This window comes from Methylomonas sp. 2BW1-5-20 (assembly GCF_052474515.1).
In genome coordinates, this window is record NZ_CP184127.1 from 2,241,613 (window position 1) to 2,259,745 (window position 18,133).

At 50.9% G+C, this 18,133-nt stretch carries 15 protein-coding genes; 8 read left to right on the forward strand and 7 right to left on the reverse strand.

Features of this window, described 5'->3' with window-relative positions; translation table 11 throughout:
- Positions 1–14: 14 nt before the first annotated feature.
- The 4 genes from ACH50O_RS10135 to ACH50O_RS10150 all read left to right on the forward strand — a co-directional run bounded on the left by ACH50O_RS10135 (position 15) and on the right by ACH50O_RS10150 (position 3,529).
- Positions 15–842 (forward strand): AlbA family DNA-binding domain-containing protein, encoded by an 828-nt coding sequence (locus tag ACH50O_RS10135; protein WP_446811897.1) that lies wholly within the window; start codon positions 15–17, stop codon positions 840–842.
- 79 nt (positions 843–921) lie between these two features.
- The gene (argA, locus tag ACH50O_RS10140) at positions 922–2,238 is read left to right on the forward strand and encodes an amino-acid N-acetyltransferase (RefSeq protein ID WP_446811898.1); all 1,317 of its coding nucleotides are present in this window, start codon (positions 922–924) and stop codon (positions 2,236–2,238) included.
- Between the two features lie 46 nt (positions 2,239–2,284).
- Positions 2,285–2,737 carry a GDP-mannose mannosyl hydrolase gene (locus tag ACH50O_RS10145; protein ID WP_446811899.1) on the forward strand — a complete coding sequence of 151 codons (453 nt, stop codon included), beginning with the start codon at positions 2,285–2,287 and terminating at the stop codon, positions 2,735–2,737.
- Positions 2,738–2,740: 3 nt separating this feature from the next.
- On the forward strand, positions 2,741–3,529 hold the full coding sequence (locus ACH50O_RS10150) for a metallophosphoesterase (protein ID WP_446811900.1): 789 nt from the start codon (positions 2,741–2,743) through the stop codon (positions 3,527–3,529).
- On the opposite strand, the gene ACH50O_RS10155 is transcribed toward ACH50O_RS10150, so the two are convergent.
- Positions 3,526–4,053 carry an RNA pyrophosphohydrolase gene (locus ACH50O_RS10155; RefSeq protein ID WP_446811901.1) on the reverse strand — a complete coding sequence of 176 codons (528 nt, stop codon included), beginning with the start codon at positions 4,051–4,053 and terminating at the stop codon, positions 3,526–3,528. The genes ACH50O_RS10150 and ACH50O_RS10155 overlap by 4 nt on opposite strands.
- 153 nt (positions 4,054–4,206) lie before the next feature.
- Here ACH50O_RS10155 and ACH50O_RS10160 point away from each other — a divergent pair, with 153 nt between their 5' ends.
- Positions 4,207–4,863: an HAD family hydrolase gene (locus tag ACH50O_RS10160; RefSeq protein WP_446811902.1), complete on the forward strand. Its 657-nt coding sequence runs from the start codon at positions 4,207–4,209 to the stop codon at positions 4,861–4,863.
- Positions 4,864–4,923: 60 nt separating this feature from the next.
- On the opposite strand, the gene ACH50O_RS10165 is transcribed toward ACH50O_RS10160, so the two are convergent.
- Positions 4,924–5,154, reverse strand: a complete 231-nt coding sequence (locus tag ACH50O_RS10165; protein ID WP_020482444.1) for a sulfurtransferase TusA family protein — start codon at positions 5,152–5,154, stop codon at positions 4,924–4,926.
- Between the two features lie 74 nt (positions 5,155–5,228).
- Between ACH50O_RS10165 and cysG the strand changes: the two genes are divergently transcribed.
- Together cysG and ACH50O_RS10175 are read left to right on the forward strand one after the other, a co-directional pair.
- On the forward strand, positions 5,229–6,620 hold the full coding sequence (cysG, locus tag ACH50O_RS10170; RefSeq protein WP_446811903.1) for a siroheme synthase CysG: 1,392 nt from the start codon (positions 5,229–5,231) through the stop codon (positions 6,618–6,620).
- A gap of 206 nt (positions 6,621–6,826) precedes the next feature.
- Positions 6,827–7,162 (forward strand): c-type cytochrome, encoded by a 336-nt coding sequence (locus ACH50O_RS10175; RefSeq protein ID WP_446811904.1) that lies wholly within the window; start codon positions 6,827–6,829, stop codon positions 7,160–7,162.
- 76 nt (positions 7,163–7,238) lie between these two features.
- Here the strand turns inward: ACH50O_RS10175 and ACH50O_RS10180 are convergent, their stop codons facing one another.
- The 4 genes from ACH50O_RS10180 to ACH50O_RS10195 all read right to left on the reverse strand — a co-directional run bounded on the left by ACH50O_RS10180 (position 7,239) and on the right by ACH50O_RS10195 (position 11,750).
- The gene (locus ACH50O_RS10180) at positions 7,239–7,853 is read right to left on the reverse strand and encodes a hypothetical protein (protein WP_446811905.1); all 615 of its coding nucleotides are present in this window, start codon (positions 7,851–7,853) and stop codon (positions 7,239–7,241) included.
- 144 nt (positions 7,854–7,997) lie between these two features.
- A complete protein-coding gene (locus tag ACH50O_RS10185) occupies positions 7,998–9,209 on the reverse strand; it encodes an argininosuccinate synthase (RefSeq protein WP_446811906.1) in 1,212 nt (403 codons plus the stop codon).
- A 96-nt stretch (positions 9,210–9,305) separates the two neighbouring features.
- Positions 9,306–10,580 (reverse strand): lipid IV(A) 3-deoxy-D-manno-octulosonic acid transferase, encoded by a 1,275-nt coding sequence (gene waaA / locus ACH50O_RS10190; RefSeq protein ID WP_446811907.1) that lies wholly within the window; start codon positions 10,578–10,580, stop codon positions 9,306–9,308.
- Positions 10,581–10,715: 135 nt separating this feature from the next.
- Positions 10,716–11,750, reverse strand: coding sequence for an IS30 family transposase (locus ACH50O_RS10195; RefSeq protein WP_446809065.1), 1,035 nt, complete (start codon positions 11,748–11,750; stop codon positions 10,716–10,718).
- Between the two features lie 610 nt (positions 11,751–12,360).
- On the opposite strand from ACH50O_RS10195, the gene ACH50O_RS10200 reads away from it, so the two are divergent.
- On the forward strand, positions 12,361–15,135 hold the full coding sequence (locus ACH50O_RS10200; protein WP_446811908.1) for a methyl-accepting chemotaxis protein: 2,775 nt from the start codon (positions 12,361–12,363) through the stop codon (positions 15,133–15,135).
- 405 nt (positions 15,136–15,540) lie between these two features.
- Here ACH50O_RS10200 and ppsA read toward each other — a convergent pair whose 3' ends face one another.
- A complete protein-coding gene (gene ppsA / locus ACH50O_RS10205) occupies positions 15,541–17,955 on the reverse strand; it encodes a phosphoenolpyruvate synthase (RefSeq protein WP_446811909.1) in 2,415 nt (804 codons plus the stop codon).
- Positions 17,956–18,133: the final 178 nt, after the last annotated feature.

The following is an 18,133-nucleotide window of genomic DNA, read 5'->3' on the forward strand; positions in this document are numbered from 1 at the left end:
GACGAATACACGCAATGAAACGCTTTCTGCTCCAACTTCTCTATATCTGGAAACAAAAACTAAAAATATATGTCCTGGCCGGCTGGATAGGTGCCGGGATGGGGATATTTTTATTGGCGCCCAGTTACGATTACATAAGTTCGCGCGAGCGCAACGCCGACCCTATTTCATCGATAGAATTCGTGCTCGGCCAATTCACCGAGGTAATGTCCGGCCAGATCAATCAAAACAATCTGATCTTGTTTTATGCCGAAATCGGCGCGATATTGGGCCTGCTGTCACTGGGTTTTTATCAGATATTGCACAGGCGTCTGGTCGACCTGGACGCACTGAAGGCCGAGCTGGAAAAGGATTTGCCGACCATCATTCGCCAGGGCGAAGGGCCGTTGCTGGAGTTTAAATCTTCGCTGCGCTGGGACATTCAGGAGCAGCGCGTGAATAAAACGCTGGAAGGCGTGATTCTGAAAACCCTGGCCGGATTTTTCAACAGTTCGGTCGGCGGCACCTTGCTGATCGGCGTGGCGGACAACGGCGAGATCCTCGGCCTGGAGGCCGATTTTCAAACCCTGAAAAAAACCGACCAGGACGGCTTCGAGCAAACCCTGATCACAAGCATATCCGCCAATCTCGGCGCCGACCTGTGCCCGCTGGTGCATGTGCTGTTTCATAAAGTTGCCGATAAAGACGTCTGCCGCGTGATCGTTTTACCGTCACGGCGACCGGTGTTTTTGACCCAAGGCAACACACCCAAATTCTTCGTGCGCACGGGCGGCGGCACCCGAGACCTTAACATTCAGGAAGCGTTGGATTATGTCGCCAGCCGTTGGAAAAATTCCAAGTAAGCAGTCGTCAATTGGGTTTTAACGCCGGCAAGGTTAAACTTATTAATTAGAAACGCCGCAACCAATTTGTAAATACTTAATGGAATATCAATCGACCTTCGTCAACTGGTTCAGAAACTCATCGCCCTACATCCACGCCCATCGCAACCGCACTTTCGTGATTTTTTTCGGCGGCAATGCGGTCATCGAGCCGGATTTCGACAATCTGATTCACGATTTCGCATTGCTGAAAAGTTTGGGCGTCAGACTGGTATTGGTGCACGGTATTCGACCGCAGATTGACGAACAAGTAACCGAACACGGCAACACACCGCAATTTCACCATCATTTACGCATCACCGACGCCACTACTCTGCAATACGTCAAACAAGCAGCAGGTTTGGTGCGGGTGGAAATAGAAGCTTTATTGTCGATGGGCTTATCGGGCTCACCGATGGCCGGCGCCAAGATCCGCGTCGCTTCCGGCAATTTTGTTACCGCCAAACCTTTGGGCGTGTTGGACGGCATCGATTATTGCCACACCGGCAAGGTGCGGCGCATTGATGCGCAAGGCATTCATCAACAGCTGGATCAGCAGAATGTGGTGCTGATTTCGCCCATCGGCTATTCGCCCAGCGGGGAAGTATTCAATCTGTCGGCCGAGGAAGTTGCCACCGAAGTCGCCATCGCTTTGCAAGCCGAAAAGTTAATTTTGTTAACTGAACAAAACTGCTTATCGCCTGACGATAAGCAGCCGATCCAACAGCTCACCACGGATCAAGTTTCAAAGTTATTGGAGGATACTCCAACCCTGCCTGATGAAGTGGCCCGTTCGTTAAGTGCCGCCATGCAAAGCTGTGAGAAAGGCGTGCAGCGCGCGCATCTGATTAATCGGCATGTGGATGGCGCCCTGCTGCTGGAACTGTTTACCCGCGACGGTATCGGTACGCTGGTCAGTTCGACGGCGTTCGAAACAATACGGCCGGCGACATTGGACGATATCGGCGGCATCATGGAGTTGATCAAACCTTTGGAACAGCAAGGCATCCTGGTCAAGCGTTCCCGGGAAAAGCTGGAAATGGAAATCGGCGATTATATCGTCATCGAGCGCGACGGTTTGATCATCGGCTGCACGGCCTTTCATCCGATGAACGACGGCAAAAGCGCGGAAATTGCTTGTCTGGCGGTGCATGCCGATTATCAAAAAGGCGCGCGCGGCAACAGCTTATTGGACTATCTAAGTAATAAAGCCGAAACCGAACAAATCCGGCGTCTATTCGTCCGCTCCACGCAAACCGTACACTGGTTTGTCGAGCGCGGCTTCACACCTTGCGAAATCGAGGACTTGCCGGAGCCGATGAAAAGCGCTTACAACTACCAGCGTAATTCCAAGGTGTTGTATAAAGACGTGCAATAAACCAACCGCGCTATCTGTCATCAATTCACCGAAACGGGATTTTCCGATGCTCGACAAACAGGACTTTCTTACTGTCGTTAAACACACACCCTTAGTGTCCATCGATTTAGTTGTACGCTCAAGGAAGAACGAGATACTGATGGGCAAACGGCTCAATCAGCCCGCCGCCGGCTACTGGTTTGTACCGGGTGGCAGAATCTATAAATCCGAAACGCTGGAAGCGGCCTTTTTGCGAATCACGGAAACTGAATTAGGCACAGCCCATAGCATTGAAAATGCCCTGCTCCTCAATGCTTTCACCCATTTATACGACAATAATTTCGCCAACGTGCCCGGTATTGGCACCCATTACGTGGTTTTAGCCTATCAGCTATCGCTGGATATAGATCGGGGAAAACTGCCGCAACAACAGCATTGTGGCTATCGCTGGTTCGCCGATCACGAAGACCTTGATGAAGTACACGTTAACAGCCAAGCCTACTTTCCTTATCTGCGTTAAATAATGTCCGCGCTAAAAGTCCTGCAACTAACCGACCTACACATCCTGCCGCGTGCCGGCGACAAAATGCTGGGAATCGATACGGAGCAGTATTTCCAAAAAACTCTGGCACATGCCCATGCCACGCATGGCGGATTCGATCTGATTTTGTTGACCGGCGATTTGGGCCAAGACCCTAGCGCAGATAGTTACCGGCGAATTTGCCGGCATCTGCAAACCTATGCCACTCCTTGCTTATGCCTGCCCGGCAATCATGACGACTGGAAACTGATGGAAACCGAACTGAACGAGGGTTTCGTAAGTTGCCGCAAACACCTGTTGCTGAAAAATTGGCAGATTATTGCGTTAAATAGCCAAAAACCAGCAAGCCCTGTCGGGCTTGTAACTCGGGAAGAATTAGTGTTTTTGGAGCAGACCCTAGCGGCAAATCAGATGCCTGCCCTGTTGGCGGTACATCATCATTGCATTGCCAGCCAAAGCGACTGGATGGATACGATGAAAATCGAGAACGGCAAGGAATTATTGGCGGTAGCGGAATGTTTTCCGCAAGTTAAAGCTATCACATGCGGCCATTTACATCAGGAAATGCAGACCAGTTATAAGCACATGGCGATATTCGCCGCGCCGGCTAGCTGTTTTCAGTTCAAACCGTTTGCGACCGAGTTTGAACTGGACTCCTTGCCGCCGGGTTATCGAATATTTGAGCTATTTGAGGACGGTAGCCTACACTCTGACTGCCATAGAGTGCCGATTGGTATGAGCGCTCTTCAAATCAACGTTCACAGCTATTAACCGACCGCCAATCTGCCGGATAGATAACTCTCGGTGTTGATACCCAAATCGTTGCTGACTAACAAAGCCCCCAGTTCGTCCATGGCTTTGCGGTACACCCGCCGCTTGAAATAAACTACGTCCTTCAGCGGATACCAATACTCCACCCACTTCCAGTTATCGAATTCCTGCTTATGCCCACAATCGAACCGCACCATCGATTCGTCGGTCGTCAGGCGTAGAATGAACCAAATCTGTTTTTGTCCGATGCACAACGGCGTGGAATTCTTGCGGATATAGCGATCGGGCAATTTGTAACGCAACCAATAGCGTGTGCGCCCCAGCAGTTGCACATGTTCCGCGCACAAGCCGGTTTCCTCCCACAACTCCCGATACATCGCGGTTTCCGGATCCTCGTCGCCATCGATTCCGCCCTGCGGAAACTGCCAAGAATTAGCGCCCTTGCGCTTTGCCCAGAACACACGACCCTCGTCATTGCAAAGGATAATGCCGACATTAGGCCGGTATCCTTTCGAGTCTATCATGTAAAAAACCTGTATTATTTGCCGCCCTGTTGCTAATGCCTGAGTGTTAAAATTAACAACGGCACGGCCATTAAAATGAATGGCGCAATTGTTCCACAAATAACCGGCGGATGCCACAAGCCGCTACTTTTTCTTTTCGATGACGGATTTGCCGTGAGCTTAGCGATTTTTGATCTGGATAACACGCTGATCGCCGATGACAGCGACTTTTTATGGGGCCAGTTTTTAGTTGACCGCGGCATCGTAGATAAGGACCGGTACGAACAAGCCAATAAAAAGTTCTACGAAGATTACAAACAAGGCACCTTGGACATTGTCGAATTTCTGCATTTTTCGCTGGCGCCCCTTGCCCAACACGACGCAGAGCAACTCTATCAATGGCGAGCGGAATTTGTCGAAACCCTAATCAAGCCTATCATGCTGGACGCCGCCCGGGATTTAGTGGAAAAACATCGGACAAACGGCGATACCTTGCTGGTGATTACTGCGACCAATCGCTTCGTCACCGAGCCGATTGTGCAGCTTTACGGTATCGACAACCTGTTGGCAACTACACCGGAATTTGTGGACGGCCGTTACACCGGCAAATTCAACGGAACGCCCTGCTTCCAACAAGGCAAGGTCACTCTATTGCAAGAGTGGCTAAACCATTCCGAAGAAACGCTGGCGGGTAGTTGGTTCTACAGCGATTCGCATAACGATTTACCGCTGTTAAGTCTGGTCGATAAGCCTGTCGCCGTCGACCCGGACGCAAAATTGCTGCAGGCGGCGCAACAAGCAAACTGGCCGATCATCAGTTTGCGGATATAGGCAAGGAAGGCAAGACTCAAGGGGATCGCCATTTTGAATCCTGATAATATTGAATCGCTTCTACTTTTTCTGTATAAAGAAAACTTGTTTGTCGGCTTCCTTGAATATCTTCAACGGAATATGTCCGGCCTGATCGATATAGACGCCGAAATCCAAATGGGCCGCCGGATCGGTAGCGATCACTTTGACCACTCTACCGCTTTCAACTTCCATAATTGCCTTCTTCAAACGCAGCAAGGGTAACGGACATTGCAATCCGCTGGCATCGACTTCCAAATCAAATTCGATCATATCAGTGTTCACTCAACTGTTCGTTAGACAACACTTATAATAACACCAACCTCAGGCCACGAAAATCAAGCACCATGGATTACTTCCCGCTCTTCTTAAAACTCAAAGACCAGCCGTGCCTAGTAGTAGGCGCCGGTGAAATCGCCTCGCGTAAAATCGAACTCTTGGCAAAAACCGGAGCACATATTACGGTGGTGGCACTTGAAATTGGCACCAGTGTCGAGGAGATGGGACGGAATAATCAATTGCGTATCCAACAAAAGGCCTTTACCGCGGACGATGTAAAAGGCATGCGCGTGGTTATATCCGCCACCAACAACCGAACGGTCAACGAAACGGTGGCTCGGGCCGCGACGGCACAGAATATTCCGGTGAATGTGGTCGATAATCCCGATTTATGCAGCTTTATCTTTCCAGCGATCGTTGATCGCTCGCCACTGCTCATCGCGGTGTCGTCCGGCGGCGTATCGCCGGTACTGGCACGTTTACTGCGCTCCAAGGTGGAAAGCACCATCCCCGCCGCTTTCGGCCTGCTAGCGCAGTTTGCCGAGGATTTTCGAACATTGGTCAAGGAACGGTTGAAAGAACCCAATCGCCGCCGGGTATTCTGGGAAGACGCCTTGCAGGGACATATCGCCGAATTAGTGTTCTCAGGCCGCCGCGAACAAGCCGCAACAGAATTACAAGCCAAACTCGATACAGCGGAACAAACGCAAAATCGCGGCGAAGTGTATTTGATCGGGGCCGGCCCCGGCGATCCGGATTTGTTGACCTTCCGAGCTTTGCGCCTGATGCAGCAAGCGGACGTTATTGTTTATGACCGACTGGTTTCCGAAGAAATTTTGGAGATGGCTCGCCGCGACGCCGAAAAAATTTACGTCGGCAAACAACGCAGCAATCACAGCCTACCGCAAGAGTCGATCAACGAACTGTTGGCGAATTTAGCCCTGTCCGGCAAACGTGTCGCGCGCCTGAAAGGCGGCGATCCGTTTATTTTCGGCCGTGGCGGCGAGGAAATCGAAACCCTGATGCAGCAAGGCATTCAATTTCAGGTCGTACCTGGCATTACCGCTGCGGCCGGCTGCGCCAGCTACGCCGGGATACCGTTAACCCATCGCGATCATGCGCAATCTTGCACCTTCGTCACCGGACATTTGAAAGACGGCAATATCAATCTTAACTGGAGCCAGCTAGCTTCGCCCAACCAGACCATCGTAATTTATATGGGGCTGGTTGGACTGGAAACTATCTGCCAATCCTTGATCGACCACGGCTGCCCGGCCGATCAACCTATAGCGCTTATTCAGCAAGGCACCACCCGTCATCAACGGGTAATCACCGGCACCTTGAGCGATATGCCTAAGCGCGTAGAGGGCGCCGATATCAAGCCACCCACCTTGATTATCGTAGGCACTGTTGTGCACCTGCGCAAACAGTTGGAATGGTTTCAACTCGATCGCATCTAAGTATTTGTGAGTTTTTCCCTAATTCAGATAATGTTAAGTTTTACTTGGAAAAATCAGTCCGCAGGCCCGGTGAAGGTATTTACGAAAGAGAAAATCGATTGAATTTTTCGTTAAAGTTCCCTATCCTTTACCCGCTTAATTTCCCAATGAACTGTCTATTCAAATAACAATATGCAGTTCTTTTTTTATCACAACGAGAGAATCATATGAAAAAATCATTCGGTTTATTAGTAGGCGCTGCTTTAATCGCTATCAGCGGCCAAGTTGCCGCTAACGAACAAGAAGAAATCGGCGCAAAAATTTACGAACGCGCTTTCGGTCGCGGTTGCGGCGCCTGCCATGACATCGCTTCCAACCCACAACTTTCCGCTTTGATTGGCGCAGGCAAACTGCCTAAAGACCAATTCGCCAAAGTATTAAAAGAAGGCAAAAACGGTATGCCTAAAGCTGTTGCAGCCATCATGGAAGTCGGTCCTGTGAAAAAAGCAGGTTACACCGAAGACCAAGCTATCGATGCCGTTTACGAATATTTGAAAAAATAATCGTCGCCCCCGGGCAAACAAAAAGCCGCTACCCTTTCGGATAGCGGCTTTTTTATGTCCGGCATAAAACTAAGACTTAATCTTGTCGCCCGATATAGACCTGATTACCGCGCTGATGACTCAAACGATAACGGTTGCGTAGCCAGACCCCGGCAATCGACGCGATCATCAGCCCACAAGACACAAAGGTCAAATATACCAAATCCTTAATGTCGTTCAATTCCTCGATCAGAGCTTGATTGGCAGCTACACCGTCAACCTTAGCCGGAGAATCGACGGAATAGGTAGTGAGTATTTTCACGTCGCCTTTCAAGTCCTGAATGGTATCCAAAGAATCGGCGACGCTACCCTTTTTGATACTCTCTTCCAGCGCTTTTAACTTGCTGTCGATAGAACCACTCAGCAAACCGAATAATTGGCCTTTCAATGCGCTGATTTCAGCGGATAGCGCCGGATTCTGCGTAGCGTAAGCCATAGAAACAGCTTGATGCTTTTGGATTTCGGTCAACAAATTCTGTTTAGGCAACAATACAAAACCCAGCAAAAAAACCGCTGCCATCAATCCTAAAACCAACATTAACAAAAAGCGATTGGCCTTGATCAGCGCCTGATGCTGATGGGCGCGCAGATAGACTATCTCATGCTTATCGGTATTGACATCATCCAGATTAATCTCAGGCATATCGCTCATTATTCTTTTAGTGTTGCTAATCGGGAAGCCCTATTGGTACTACCTAGATCATGTAGCACCTAAACGGCACCACATGCACAATGGAAATACATCGCGGCATTATACAAGCTAAATCGAAAATGTCCTGTTTTATGCAAACCGCAATCAACGGCCTTTTTTTGCGGCAATCCGCATTCTTAGCGCATTCAGTTTGATAAAGCCTTCGGCATCTTTTTGGTTGTAAGCGCCGCCATCTTCTTCAAAAGTCGCGATATTTTCATCGAACAGACTATTGGTTTCCGATGCCCGACCGACCACGATCACGTTACCTTTATACAATTTCACCCGCACCTTGCCGTTAACATTAACCTGCGAAGCGTCGATCATGGTCTGCAACATGGCCCGCTCCGGGCTCCACCAGTAACCGTTGTAAATCAAGGACGCATAGCGTGGCATCAGTTCGTCTTTCAAATGCGCGACTTCGCGGTCCAGCGTCAATGATTCGATGGCTCTATGCGCTTTCAGCATCACGGTGCCTGCCGGGGTTTCGTAACAACCTCGGGACTTCATACCAACATAGCGGTTCTCAACGATGTCCAGACGACCGACACCGTTGGCACCGGCGATTTTGTTCAATTTTTCCATCACTTGATGTGGCGTGTGTGGCACATCGTCGATGGCGACGATGTCACCATTCTGATAGGTAAGCTCGACGTAGGTGGCTTGATCCGGCGCATTTTCCGGCGATACGGTCCAGCGCCACATATCTTCCTCAGGTTCTGTCCAGGGATTTTCCAGGATACGGCCTTCGTAAGAAATATGCAGCGAGTTGGCATCCATGGAATAAGGCGAGGTTTTGCCTTTTTTCATTTCCACGGAAATGCCGTGCTGTTCGGCATAGTCGAGCAATTTCTGCCGGGAATTCAAATCCCATTCGCGCCACGGCGCGATAATTTTAATATCCGGGCGCAAGGCATAAGCCCCCAACTCGAAGCGGACCTGGTCGTTACCTTTGCCGGTAGCCCCATGAGAAACCGCGTCGGCGCCGGTTTCGTTGGCAATTTCGATCAGCCGTTTGGCGATCAACGGCCTGGCGATCGAGGTCCCGAGCAGATACTCGCCTTCGTATATAGTGTTAGCGCGAAACATCGGAAATACGAAATCGCGAGCAAACTCTTCACGCAAATCGTCGATATAAATTTCCTTGATGCCGGCAGCAGTTGCTTTAGCGCGGGCCGGCTCCAACTCTTCACCCTGACCGATGTCGGCGGTAAATGTCACGACTTCGCAGCCGTACACATCTTGCAACCATTTCAGAATAACCGAGGTATCCAAACCACCGGAATAGGCCAACACCACTTTTTTAATATCCGACATAACGCGCTTCACACCTTTTACAAATTAAAAACCGGCGAATTATAACGGAAAACCTCAATAAATTGCCCGCAAACCGCGCTCAAAGTAGCGTAAAACTTACAAGTATTTACCCAGCAATGTTGCCACCCGAACGGTAGCTCCTTGATTATTTTGCACAAACAGTCTGCCGTTATCGACCAGCCTGTTCCGAAACGCGTCATCTCCATATATTCGCAGCACGGCATCAATCAGAGCTTGACGATCGGAACACTGTATCGCGCCTTCCACAGCTAAAATCCGTTCAGCAATTTCCTGAAAATTGAACATTTTCGGCCCAAACAACACCGGCACACCGACGGCGGCGGGCTCCAGAACATTGTGCCCGCCCACCGGCACCAAACTACCGCCGACGAAAGCCAGATCGGCCGCCGCATATAACATTTTTAACTCGCCCATACTGTCGGCGATAAACACATCTGTCTGCGGCTGACAAGCCCGCCGTTCGCTGCGCATCACCACCATCAAGCCCTGCTGTTCGCAAAGTTTTTTCACCGTTTGAAAGCGCTCCGGGTGACGCGGCACAATCATAAGCAGCAACTCCGGTATCGCCGCTTTAAGAACAGGGTAAAGCGCTAAAAACGTCTCTTCTTCGCCCTGGTGAGTACTGGCAATAATCCAAGTCCAGCGGTTTGCAAATAACTGCTGCTTCAGTACACGCCCTTCCGCGATCAAGGCAGCTTCTATCATCACGTCGAATTTAATGTTACCCAGCACCTGAACTTGTTGAGGAGCCGCGCCGATCTCAATAAATCGTAAGCAGTCTTCCTCGGTTTGCACGGCGACTGTGGTGACGCAAGCCAAGGCCGGCTTTACCAATCCGGGAATTTTTCGATACGACCGCGCGGAACGTGCCGACAATCGCGCATTGATCACGAAAAGCGGGATGTTTCGCGCCGCGCAGGCGGCGAACAAATTGGGCCAGATTTCCTTTTCCATCATGACTGCCAGCCGAGGCCGAAAATGTTTGAAAAAGCGCGCGACCACAAACGGCAGATCATAGGGCAGATAGACGTGCTCCACTTGACTAGCCAATACCGACAGCACCCGGGCCGAACCGGTTGGCGTAGTGGTGGTCACTAGTACCGGCAACTGCGGATACCGACTGCGCAATTGTCCGATTAATGGGAAAGCCGCTTCCGCCTCCCCCACCGAAACGGCATGTACCCAAATCACTCCCAGACTGGGCGACCCTTTGTAACAGCCTAAGCGCTCTAACCAGCGTTGCCGATATTGCGGCGCCTTGTAGCCACGCCAATACAGTCGCAACAAAATAGCGGGCAACAACAAACCATAAATTAGCGTGTATAGATAACGCATTACATCCGTTCTCATAAATTATTGGATTAATCCCATGCAATCTTAAACGATTACCCGACAAATCTCGCCCATCATCCCACCGTAATATACCTGCCGCATCGAAACCGTTTAAGCTAGGCGGATTCAAAACCGAAGTGCAACACCACGCTATTAATGAATGAGATTTGACGGTTGTGAGCTGTTCAGCAGTAATTCCCTGTAGACAGCAAGCGGGCAGCGTACCCCAAGACCTTTTCGAGGGCGAGCGTTAATTTGATCGGCAATCGTATCCAGTTGTTGCTGGGTGTAGCCTGATAGATCGGTGCCCTTAGGTAAATACTGACGGATCAAGCCGTTCATATTTTCGTTGGAGCCGCGCTGCCAAGGGCTATGGGGATCGCAGAAGTACACGGCAATGCCGGTATTCGCAGTTAACTGCTTGTGTAAAGCCATCTCGCGGCCTTGGTCATAGGTCATGCTCAACCGCATTGGTTGAGCAATGCGGTTGAGCATGTCGGTAAAGGCTTGCAGCACGTTAGCGGCACTGGCAGGCTGCGGATGGGGTAGTTTGATCAACATTAGCAAGCGACTGGTCCGCTCCACCAAGGTACCCACCGCACTGGCGTTGGCCGCGCCTTTGATGAGGTCGCCTTCCCAATGTCCCGGAAACTGGCGATCTTCGATGTCGGGTGGTCTTAGATGGATGCTGAGCATGTCGGGTATCTGGCCGCGACGGTCTTGTCCTTTGCTGCGGGGGACACGTCTGTTTTTAGCCTGGCGCAGGCAGGCAATCAGGTCACGTTTTAGTTCGCCGACCGGTTGCGCATAGATGCAGTTGTAAATGGTTTCGTGTGACACGCGATACTCATGGCCTTTGGGATAAAGCTGTGCCAGCACCAGTGCGATCTGCTCCGGCGACCAGCGAAGTTGCAGAAAATACTGGACGACGCCAAACAGCAGTCCCTCAGCATGCAGCTTCTCTCGTGGACGCGATTGACGCCGACGACGTTGACAGGTTTGCTGTGCCTGGACACTGATGTAATGATCGCCCGCACCATTACGACGAAGCTCTCGGCTAATGGTACTGGCGGACCGTTGCAGAACCCGTGCTATCGCCCGAAGACTGTAGTTTTGTTGCTTCAGGCTGCTGATCGTGATGCGATCTTCAGGCTGAAGCTGTTGATAATGTTTTGAGGTGGATTCCATGTGCATACCTTACTGGTGTTTGGGGTGTTGCACTTCGGTTTTGAATCCGCCCTAATATAACGAACAACAATCCGGTATCCGGTCCTAAGGTGGGAAAGCGTAAGGTTTAATTATCCACCCCAGCGATGCGGCATATTTTCCCGCCGAAGGCATTAACCATGCATGACAGCCACTGCAGACGCTACTTAGCGGCAAACATTTTTCGCCCAAACTCAGGATGAAAACCACTTCGCGCAACCTCATAACTAACACTATTCATTAGTCGTCGCCAATACTCAATTACCGTCTATACTGATCGTCACGCTAGATAAATAGAGGTAAATTTATGTTTCATTTCAGCAGATCACGCACCAGTCAACCCATTTGGAATGATAGATCGAATTGCCTAAATACCGGCTTTCGATACCGCTGATTCCAAGCATCTTGCTTTTACGGGCGTGCTCAATTTCGGATGTAGGCTTGGCATTGAATCGATACCACACCAGAACTTTTCCGCCCTGCCTTTGCTCTTCCCGTTTTCTCCTGAGACTGGAGGATAGCGCGATAGATCATTCGGCAACTTGCAACGACAGTTTAAATTCTGAATAAACCCAACCGAGGAGATATATTTATGAAGTTGACTCACATTTTTTCAAACCACAAGCAAGAAGTGGAAAAACTTACCAGCGCCGAAATCGAACGCGTCGCTCAAGCCGTCATCGCCGGACAATTGGATGTAAGAGTCAATACCGCCGGATTTACCGAGAACAACATACAATTTGGTCATGCGATTAATCAGATCCTCGACGCTATCACTCAGCCGTACAATACGGTTGCCGACTGCGTCGAACAAATAGCCGCCGGCGCGGTTCCGGCTAAAATCGGCACTCATTATCGTGGCGACTTCAATACGCTAAAGAACAATCTCAATCAGCTCATAGACGCCATCACCCAGCAAACGGCCGCCGCGCAGGCAATTGCCGATGGCAATTTCACTACCCGTATTAACGTGCGTTCCGAACACGATACCTTGGCGCAGAGCTTGGTCAAAATTATCGATGTGCAGCAGGCCTTGAAAAACGAACTACAGCGTTTGACCGGCGCGTCCAAGGATGGTCAATTAACAGAGCGAGGCAACGCGACCGCATTTAAAGGCACTTACGCCGAAGTGATTCACGGGGTCAATCAAATGTTGGACGCCATTCTGCTGCCAATCGGGGAAGGCAATCGCATTCTGGCGCAGATTTCCGGCGGCAAAATTGATGAATTGATCGGCGAAACATATCGGGGCGATCACGAGAAAATGAAACAGGCCGTTAACAATGTGGCCTCCACCCTGCAAGGCTTGCAACATGAATTGCAACGTCTCACCATCGCTTCCAGACAGGGACAGCTTACCGAGCGGGGTAAAGCCGAACATTTTAAAGGCGCCTATGCGGAAGTCATCGGCGGAGTAAATGAAATGCTGGATGCCATTCTGTTACCGATTGGCGAGGGCAATCGTATTCTGGCGCAAATTTCCGGCGGCAAAATCGACGAATTGATCGAACAAACCTACCAGGGCGATCACGAAAAAATGAAACTAGCGGTCAATAACGTCGCCATCTCGATACAAGGTCTGCAAAAAGAGCTGCAAAGACTCCAAGCAGCGTCCAGAGAAGGGCAATTATCCAAACGCGGCAATACCGTGCAATTTAAAGGTGCCTACGCCGAAGTCATCGCCGGCGTCAATGAAATGCTGGACACCATTCTATTGCCAATTGGCGAGGGCAATCGCATCCTGGCGCAAATTTCCGGCGGCAAGATCGACGAATTGATCGAACAAACCTACCAAGGCGATCACGAAAAAATGAAACTGGCCGTCAACAACATGGCCGTCACCTTGCAAGGTCTGCAGAAAGAATTGCACCGCCTAACCACAGCCTCGAGGGATGGCCAGCTCTCCGATAGAGGAAAACCCGAACAGTTTAAAGGCGCATACGCCGAGATAATTGCTGGCGTCAACGAAATGCTGGACGCGATTCTGGTGCCGATCGGCGAAGGCAACCGAATTCTCAGCATGATTCGCGGCGGCGATTTACGCCAACGCGTCGAAATCGCCTGTAAAGGCGACCATGACAAGATGAAGCAAGCCGTTAACGGCGTACATACCTGGCTATCGGATTTGATCGCTTACGTCACCAAACTCGCCAACGGCGACATGACGGCGGCGATGGGCAAAGCTTCAAACGACGACCAGATTCATGAATGGCTAATGCTGCTAAAAAGCAATGTTCAGGCTTTGGTATCCGACGCCGACAAACTCTCGATAGCGGCAGTGGAAGGCCGCTTACAGACCCGCGCCGACGCCAGCAAACATCAGGGCGACTTTCGTAAGATAGTGGAAGGTTTCAACAACACCCTGGACGGGGTCATTCTGCCTCTGAATGAGGCTGTCGAAGTACTGACCCTGGTCGAACAAGGCGACTTGACCCGTAAAATCAAGGGAGACTACAAAGGTCAACTCAATGACTTTAAAGACACGGTTAACAATACCATCGTCAAACTTTCGCAAACCATCTCGGAAGTTATCAGTGCCGCCGATCAATTAAGAAACGCCTCCGGACAAATCAGCGCGACCTCGCAATCCTTATCGCAAGCATCCAGCGAACAGGCGGCCGGCGTCGAGGAAACCACCGCCAGTATCGAACAAATGGCCGCCAGCATTAACCAGAATGCGGAAAATGCCAAAGTGACCGACGGCATGGCCGGTAAAGCCAACCAAGAAGCGACCGCGGGCGGCACGGCCGTTAAACAGACCGTAGCAGCGATGAAGGATATCGCTAATCGGATCGGCATCATCGACGACATTGCCTATCAGACCAATATGCTGGCCCTCAACGCGGCTATCGAAGCGGCTCGAGCGGGCGATCACGGTAAAGGCTTCGCGGTGGTGGCCGCGGAGGTCAGAAAACTGGCGGAACGCAGCCAAGTGGCGGCGCAAGAAATCGGTCAACTGGCGGAAAGTAGTGTGAAAACCGCGGAAAGTGCCGGGCAATTGCTGGACGCCATCTTACCCAGCATTGCCAAAACCTCTGACTTGGTCCAAGAAATTGCCGCAGCCTCCCAGGAACAATCGGCTGGCGTTAAGCAGGTTAATATCGCGATGAGTCAGATGAATCAAATTACCCAGCAAAATGCTTCCGCAAGCGAAGAACTGGCGGCGACCGCCGAAGAAATGACCAGTCAAGCCGCACAATTACAAAGCCTGATGAGCTTTTTCAAAATCGAAAATGCGCAAACGGTTTTTTCCCGCACTTCCACGAGAACCACGCCTAAAACGCCGAGACCTGTAGCGCCGCCACTTCACATTAATCACGCGGAGAACCCTGAAGGGTTCGACATAAACCATTTCGAACGTTTCTAGGTCGCGGTGCATCCCTGGCTACGCCCGCCGATGAATAAGCTAACTTTTTTGCTCGGCAACGAAATATATTCGCTGGAAATTTTAAACGGCAGGAAAATCATGGGATAGAACAAATTAAACGAAGAAGCAATGACGCCGTTGTTTGCAATAGCCAGGATTCGACCTGGCAGTTACCGATTGTGCGCTCTCTGTCAGATCAAGTCTGAGCTAGTACACTTGAGCTAGTTTAAGTTAGATCCATCTCGGCCCACATCCGTTTTCCATCTGGCAAAGTATACATCGGCGCTTGGCAACGACCCAGCTAACATTATCGGCATCGTTCTTTGGCAGATCTATCTAAAAGAATTTAAGCCAAGCCCGCAATCTGGCATAGGATTTAGACCGCCATGCTGAAGGACTCCCCTACTAGCTTACGGCGAAACCCCTATAGCACCCTAATTTCCGTTCCAAATCGAGCACCTGCTGGGTGGTTTGCAGTACCGTATCCGGATTCAGACTCATCGAATCGATACCGATTTCTACCAGATATTCGGCCATTTCCGGGTAATCCGACGGCGCCTGACCACATAAACCTGAATGCCTACCATTGCGGCGAGCGCCCTCTACCGCCATGCGGATCATGGTCTTGACCCCGGCATCACGCTCGTCAAAGTCATTGGCGACAATCTCCGAATCGCGGTCCACACCCAACGTCAATTGCGTCAAATCGTTGGAACCGATAGAAAAACCGTCAAACAGCTTAGCGAACTCGTCGATCAAAATCACATTATTGGGTATCTCGCACATCACGTAGATCTCCAGCCCCTCTTCACCGCGTTTCAATCCCAGTTTCGCCATGTAATCCAACACCCGCTCAGCTTCGTCTATCCTCCGGCAGAAAGGGATCATCAACACCACGTTCTTCAAGCCCATCTGCTCGCGCACCCTTTTCATCGCCGCGCATTCCAGTGCGAAACCTTCGGCATAAGCCGGATGCACGTACCGCGAGGCGCCGCGAAATCCGATCATCGGATTTGCCTCGTCGCGTTCAAACCAGCGGCCGCCCAGCAAAGTAGCATACTCGTTGGTCTTGAAATCGGACATCCTAACCACTACCGGCTTGGGATAAAACGCCGCTGCTATGGTACCGACACCTTCCGCCAAACGCTGAATAAAGAATTCTTCCGGTTTGGCGTAGCCAGCAGTCAAATGCTTCAGTTTTTCCATTTCACCTGCATCCTGAACGCTTTCCGGATGAATCAATGCTAAGGGGTGAGCCTTGATGTACTCGGTGATAATGAACTCCATCCGGGCAAGACCAACACCGTCGTTGGGCAAAAAACTGTGTTTAAAAGCCAATTCCGGATTGCCGAGATTGAGCATGATCTTGGTCTTCGGCCGTTGCAGTTGCGAAAGATCGGTATGTTTCACCTCGAAATCCAAGCGCCCTTCATAAACTTTGCCGACATCGCCTTCCGCGCAAGATACGGTTACCAAACCGCCGCTTTTTATCGCCGACGTCGCATTCTCGCAGCCGATCACGGCCGGCACACCTAATTCGCGGGCAATTATTGCCGCATGGCAGGTGCGCCCGCCGCGATTGGTAACGATGGCCGCAGCGGTTTTCATCACCGGCTCCCAATCCGGGGTAGTCATGTCCGCCACTAACACTTCTCCCGGTTTGAATGTTCCCAGCTTGGCCACATTGCCGATCACCCGCGCCTCGCCGACTGCAATCTTACTGCCGACTGCATGCCCCTTAACGATTGCCCCACCCGTTTGTTTAAGTTGATACTGTTCCAACACATTACCAACCTTTTGCGAGGCGACAGTCTCCGGACGCGCCTGAACAATATAAAGCTTACCGTCCAATCCGTCCTTGGCCCATTCCATATCCATCGGCCGACCGTAATGCTGTTCGATTTTCAGCGCGTAATCCGCCAGTTGCAAAACTTCGGCATCATCAACACAAAATTGCCGGCGTTCGTGATTTGAAGTAGCCACGTTGCGAATCGGTTCGCGGGTGCGGCCATCGCTATAAATCATTTTGATTTTTTTTGCGCCCAACGTTCGCCGCAATACGGCGCGATAGCCTTTAGCAAAAGTGGGTTTATGCACATAAAACTCATCGGGATCGACCGCACCCTGCACCACGTTTTCGCCCAGACCATAGGCACCTGTGATGAAAACCGCATCGTTGAAGCCGGATTCGGTATCCAAGGAAAACATCACGCCGCTTGCAGCCAAATCGGAACGCACCATTTTCATTACCCCTATCGACAAACCGATCTTGAAATGATCGAAACCTTGGTCGAGCCGGTAATGAATGGCGCGGTCGGTAAAAAGACTGGCGAAGCAACGTTTGCAGGCATCCAGCAAGGCCTGACCGCCGCGAATATTGAGGTAAGTATCCTGCTGACCGGCAAAACTGGCAGTGGGTAAATCCTCGGCTGTCGCTGAGCTGCGCACGGCGACTGTCAAGTCCTCGCCGTATTCCTGCTGCAATTTGGCGAAAGCATCGTGAATTTCGCGCTGTAAATCGGCAGGTAACGGCGCGGCATAAACCAAATCCCGGGCTTGTTGCGCCCGGCGCGCCAGTTCCTCGACATCGTCGGCATCCACGTTATCCAGTAAGTTGTGCAACCGAGGCCAGGCATCAGCCTGATCCAACATATACCGATAAGCTTCGGCGGTAATCGCAAAACCGTTGGGCACAATCACCCCCTGCCCGGCCAACTCGCGATACATCTCGCCAAGCGAGGCATTTTTGCCACCGACCAATGGGATATCATTAATGGTGAGTTCTTCAAACCAGCGAATATATTGATTTTGCTCGGACATGATGCGCTCCTTGGCTATTGTTATGCTTATAGCTATAAGCATACGCCGTTGCGGACAATCGGCAAGTGCGTACTGTGATAGAACAGGCTGATTCAACTTGTCCTGGGATACAAGAATAGGCACCGAAACCGATTATGTTTGAGAGACTGCACCCCATCGCGGCCGCAGACTAGGCAGG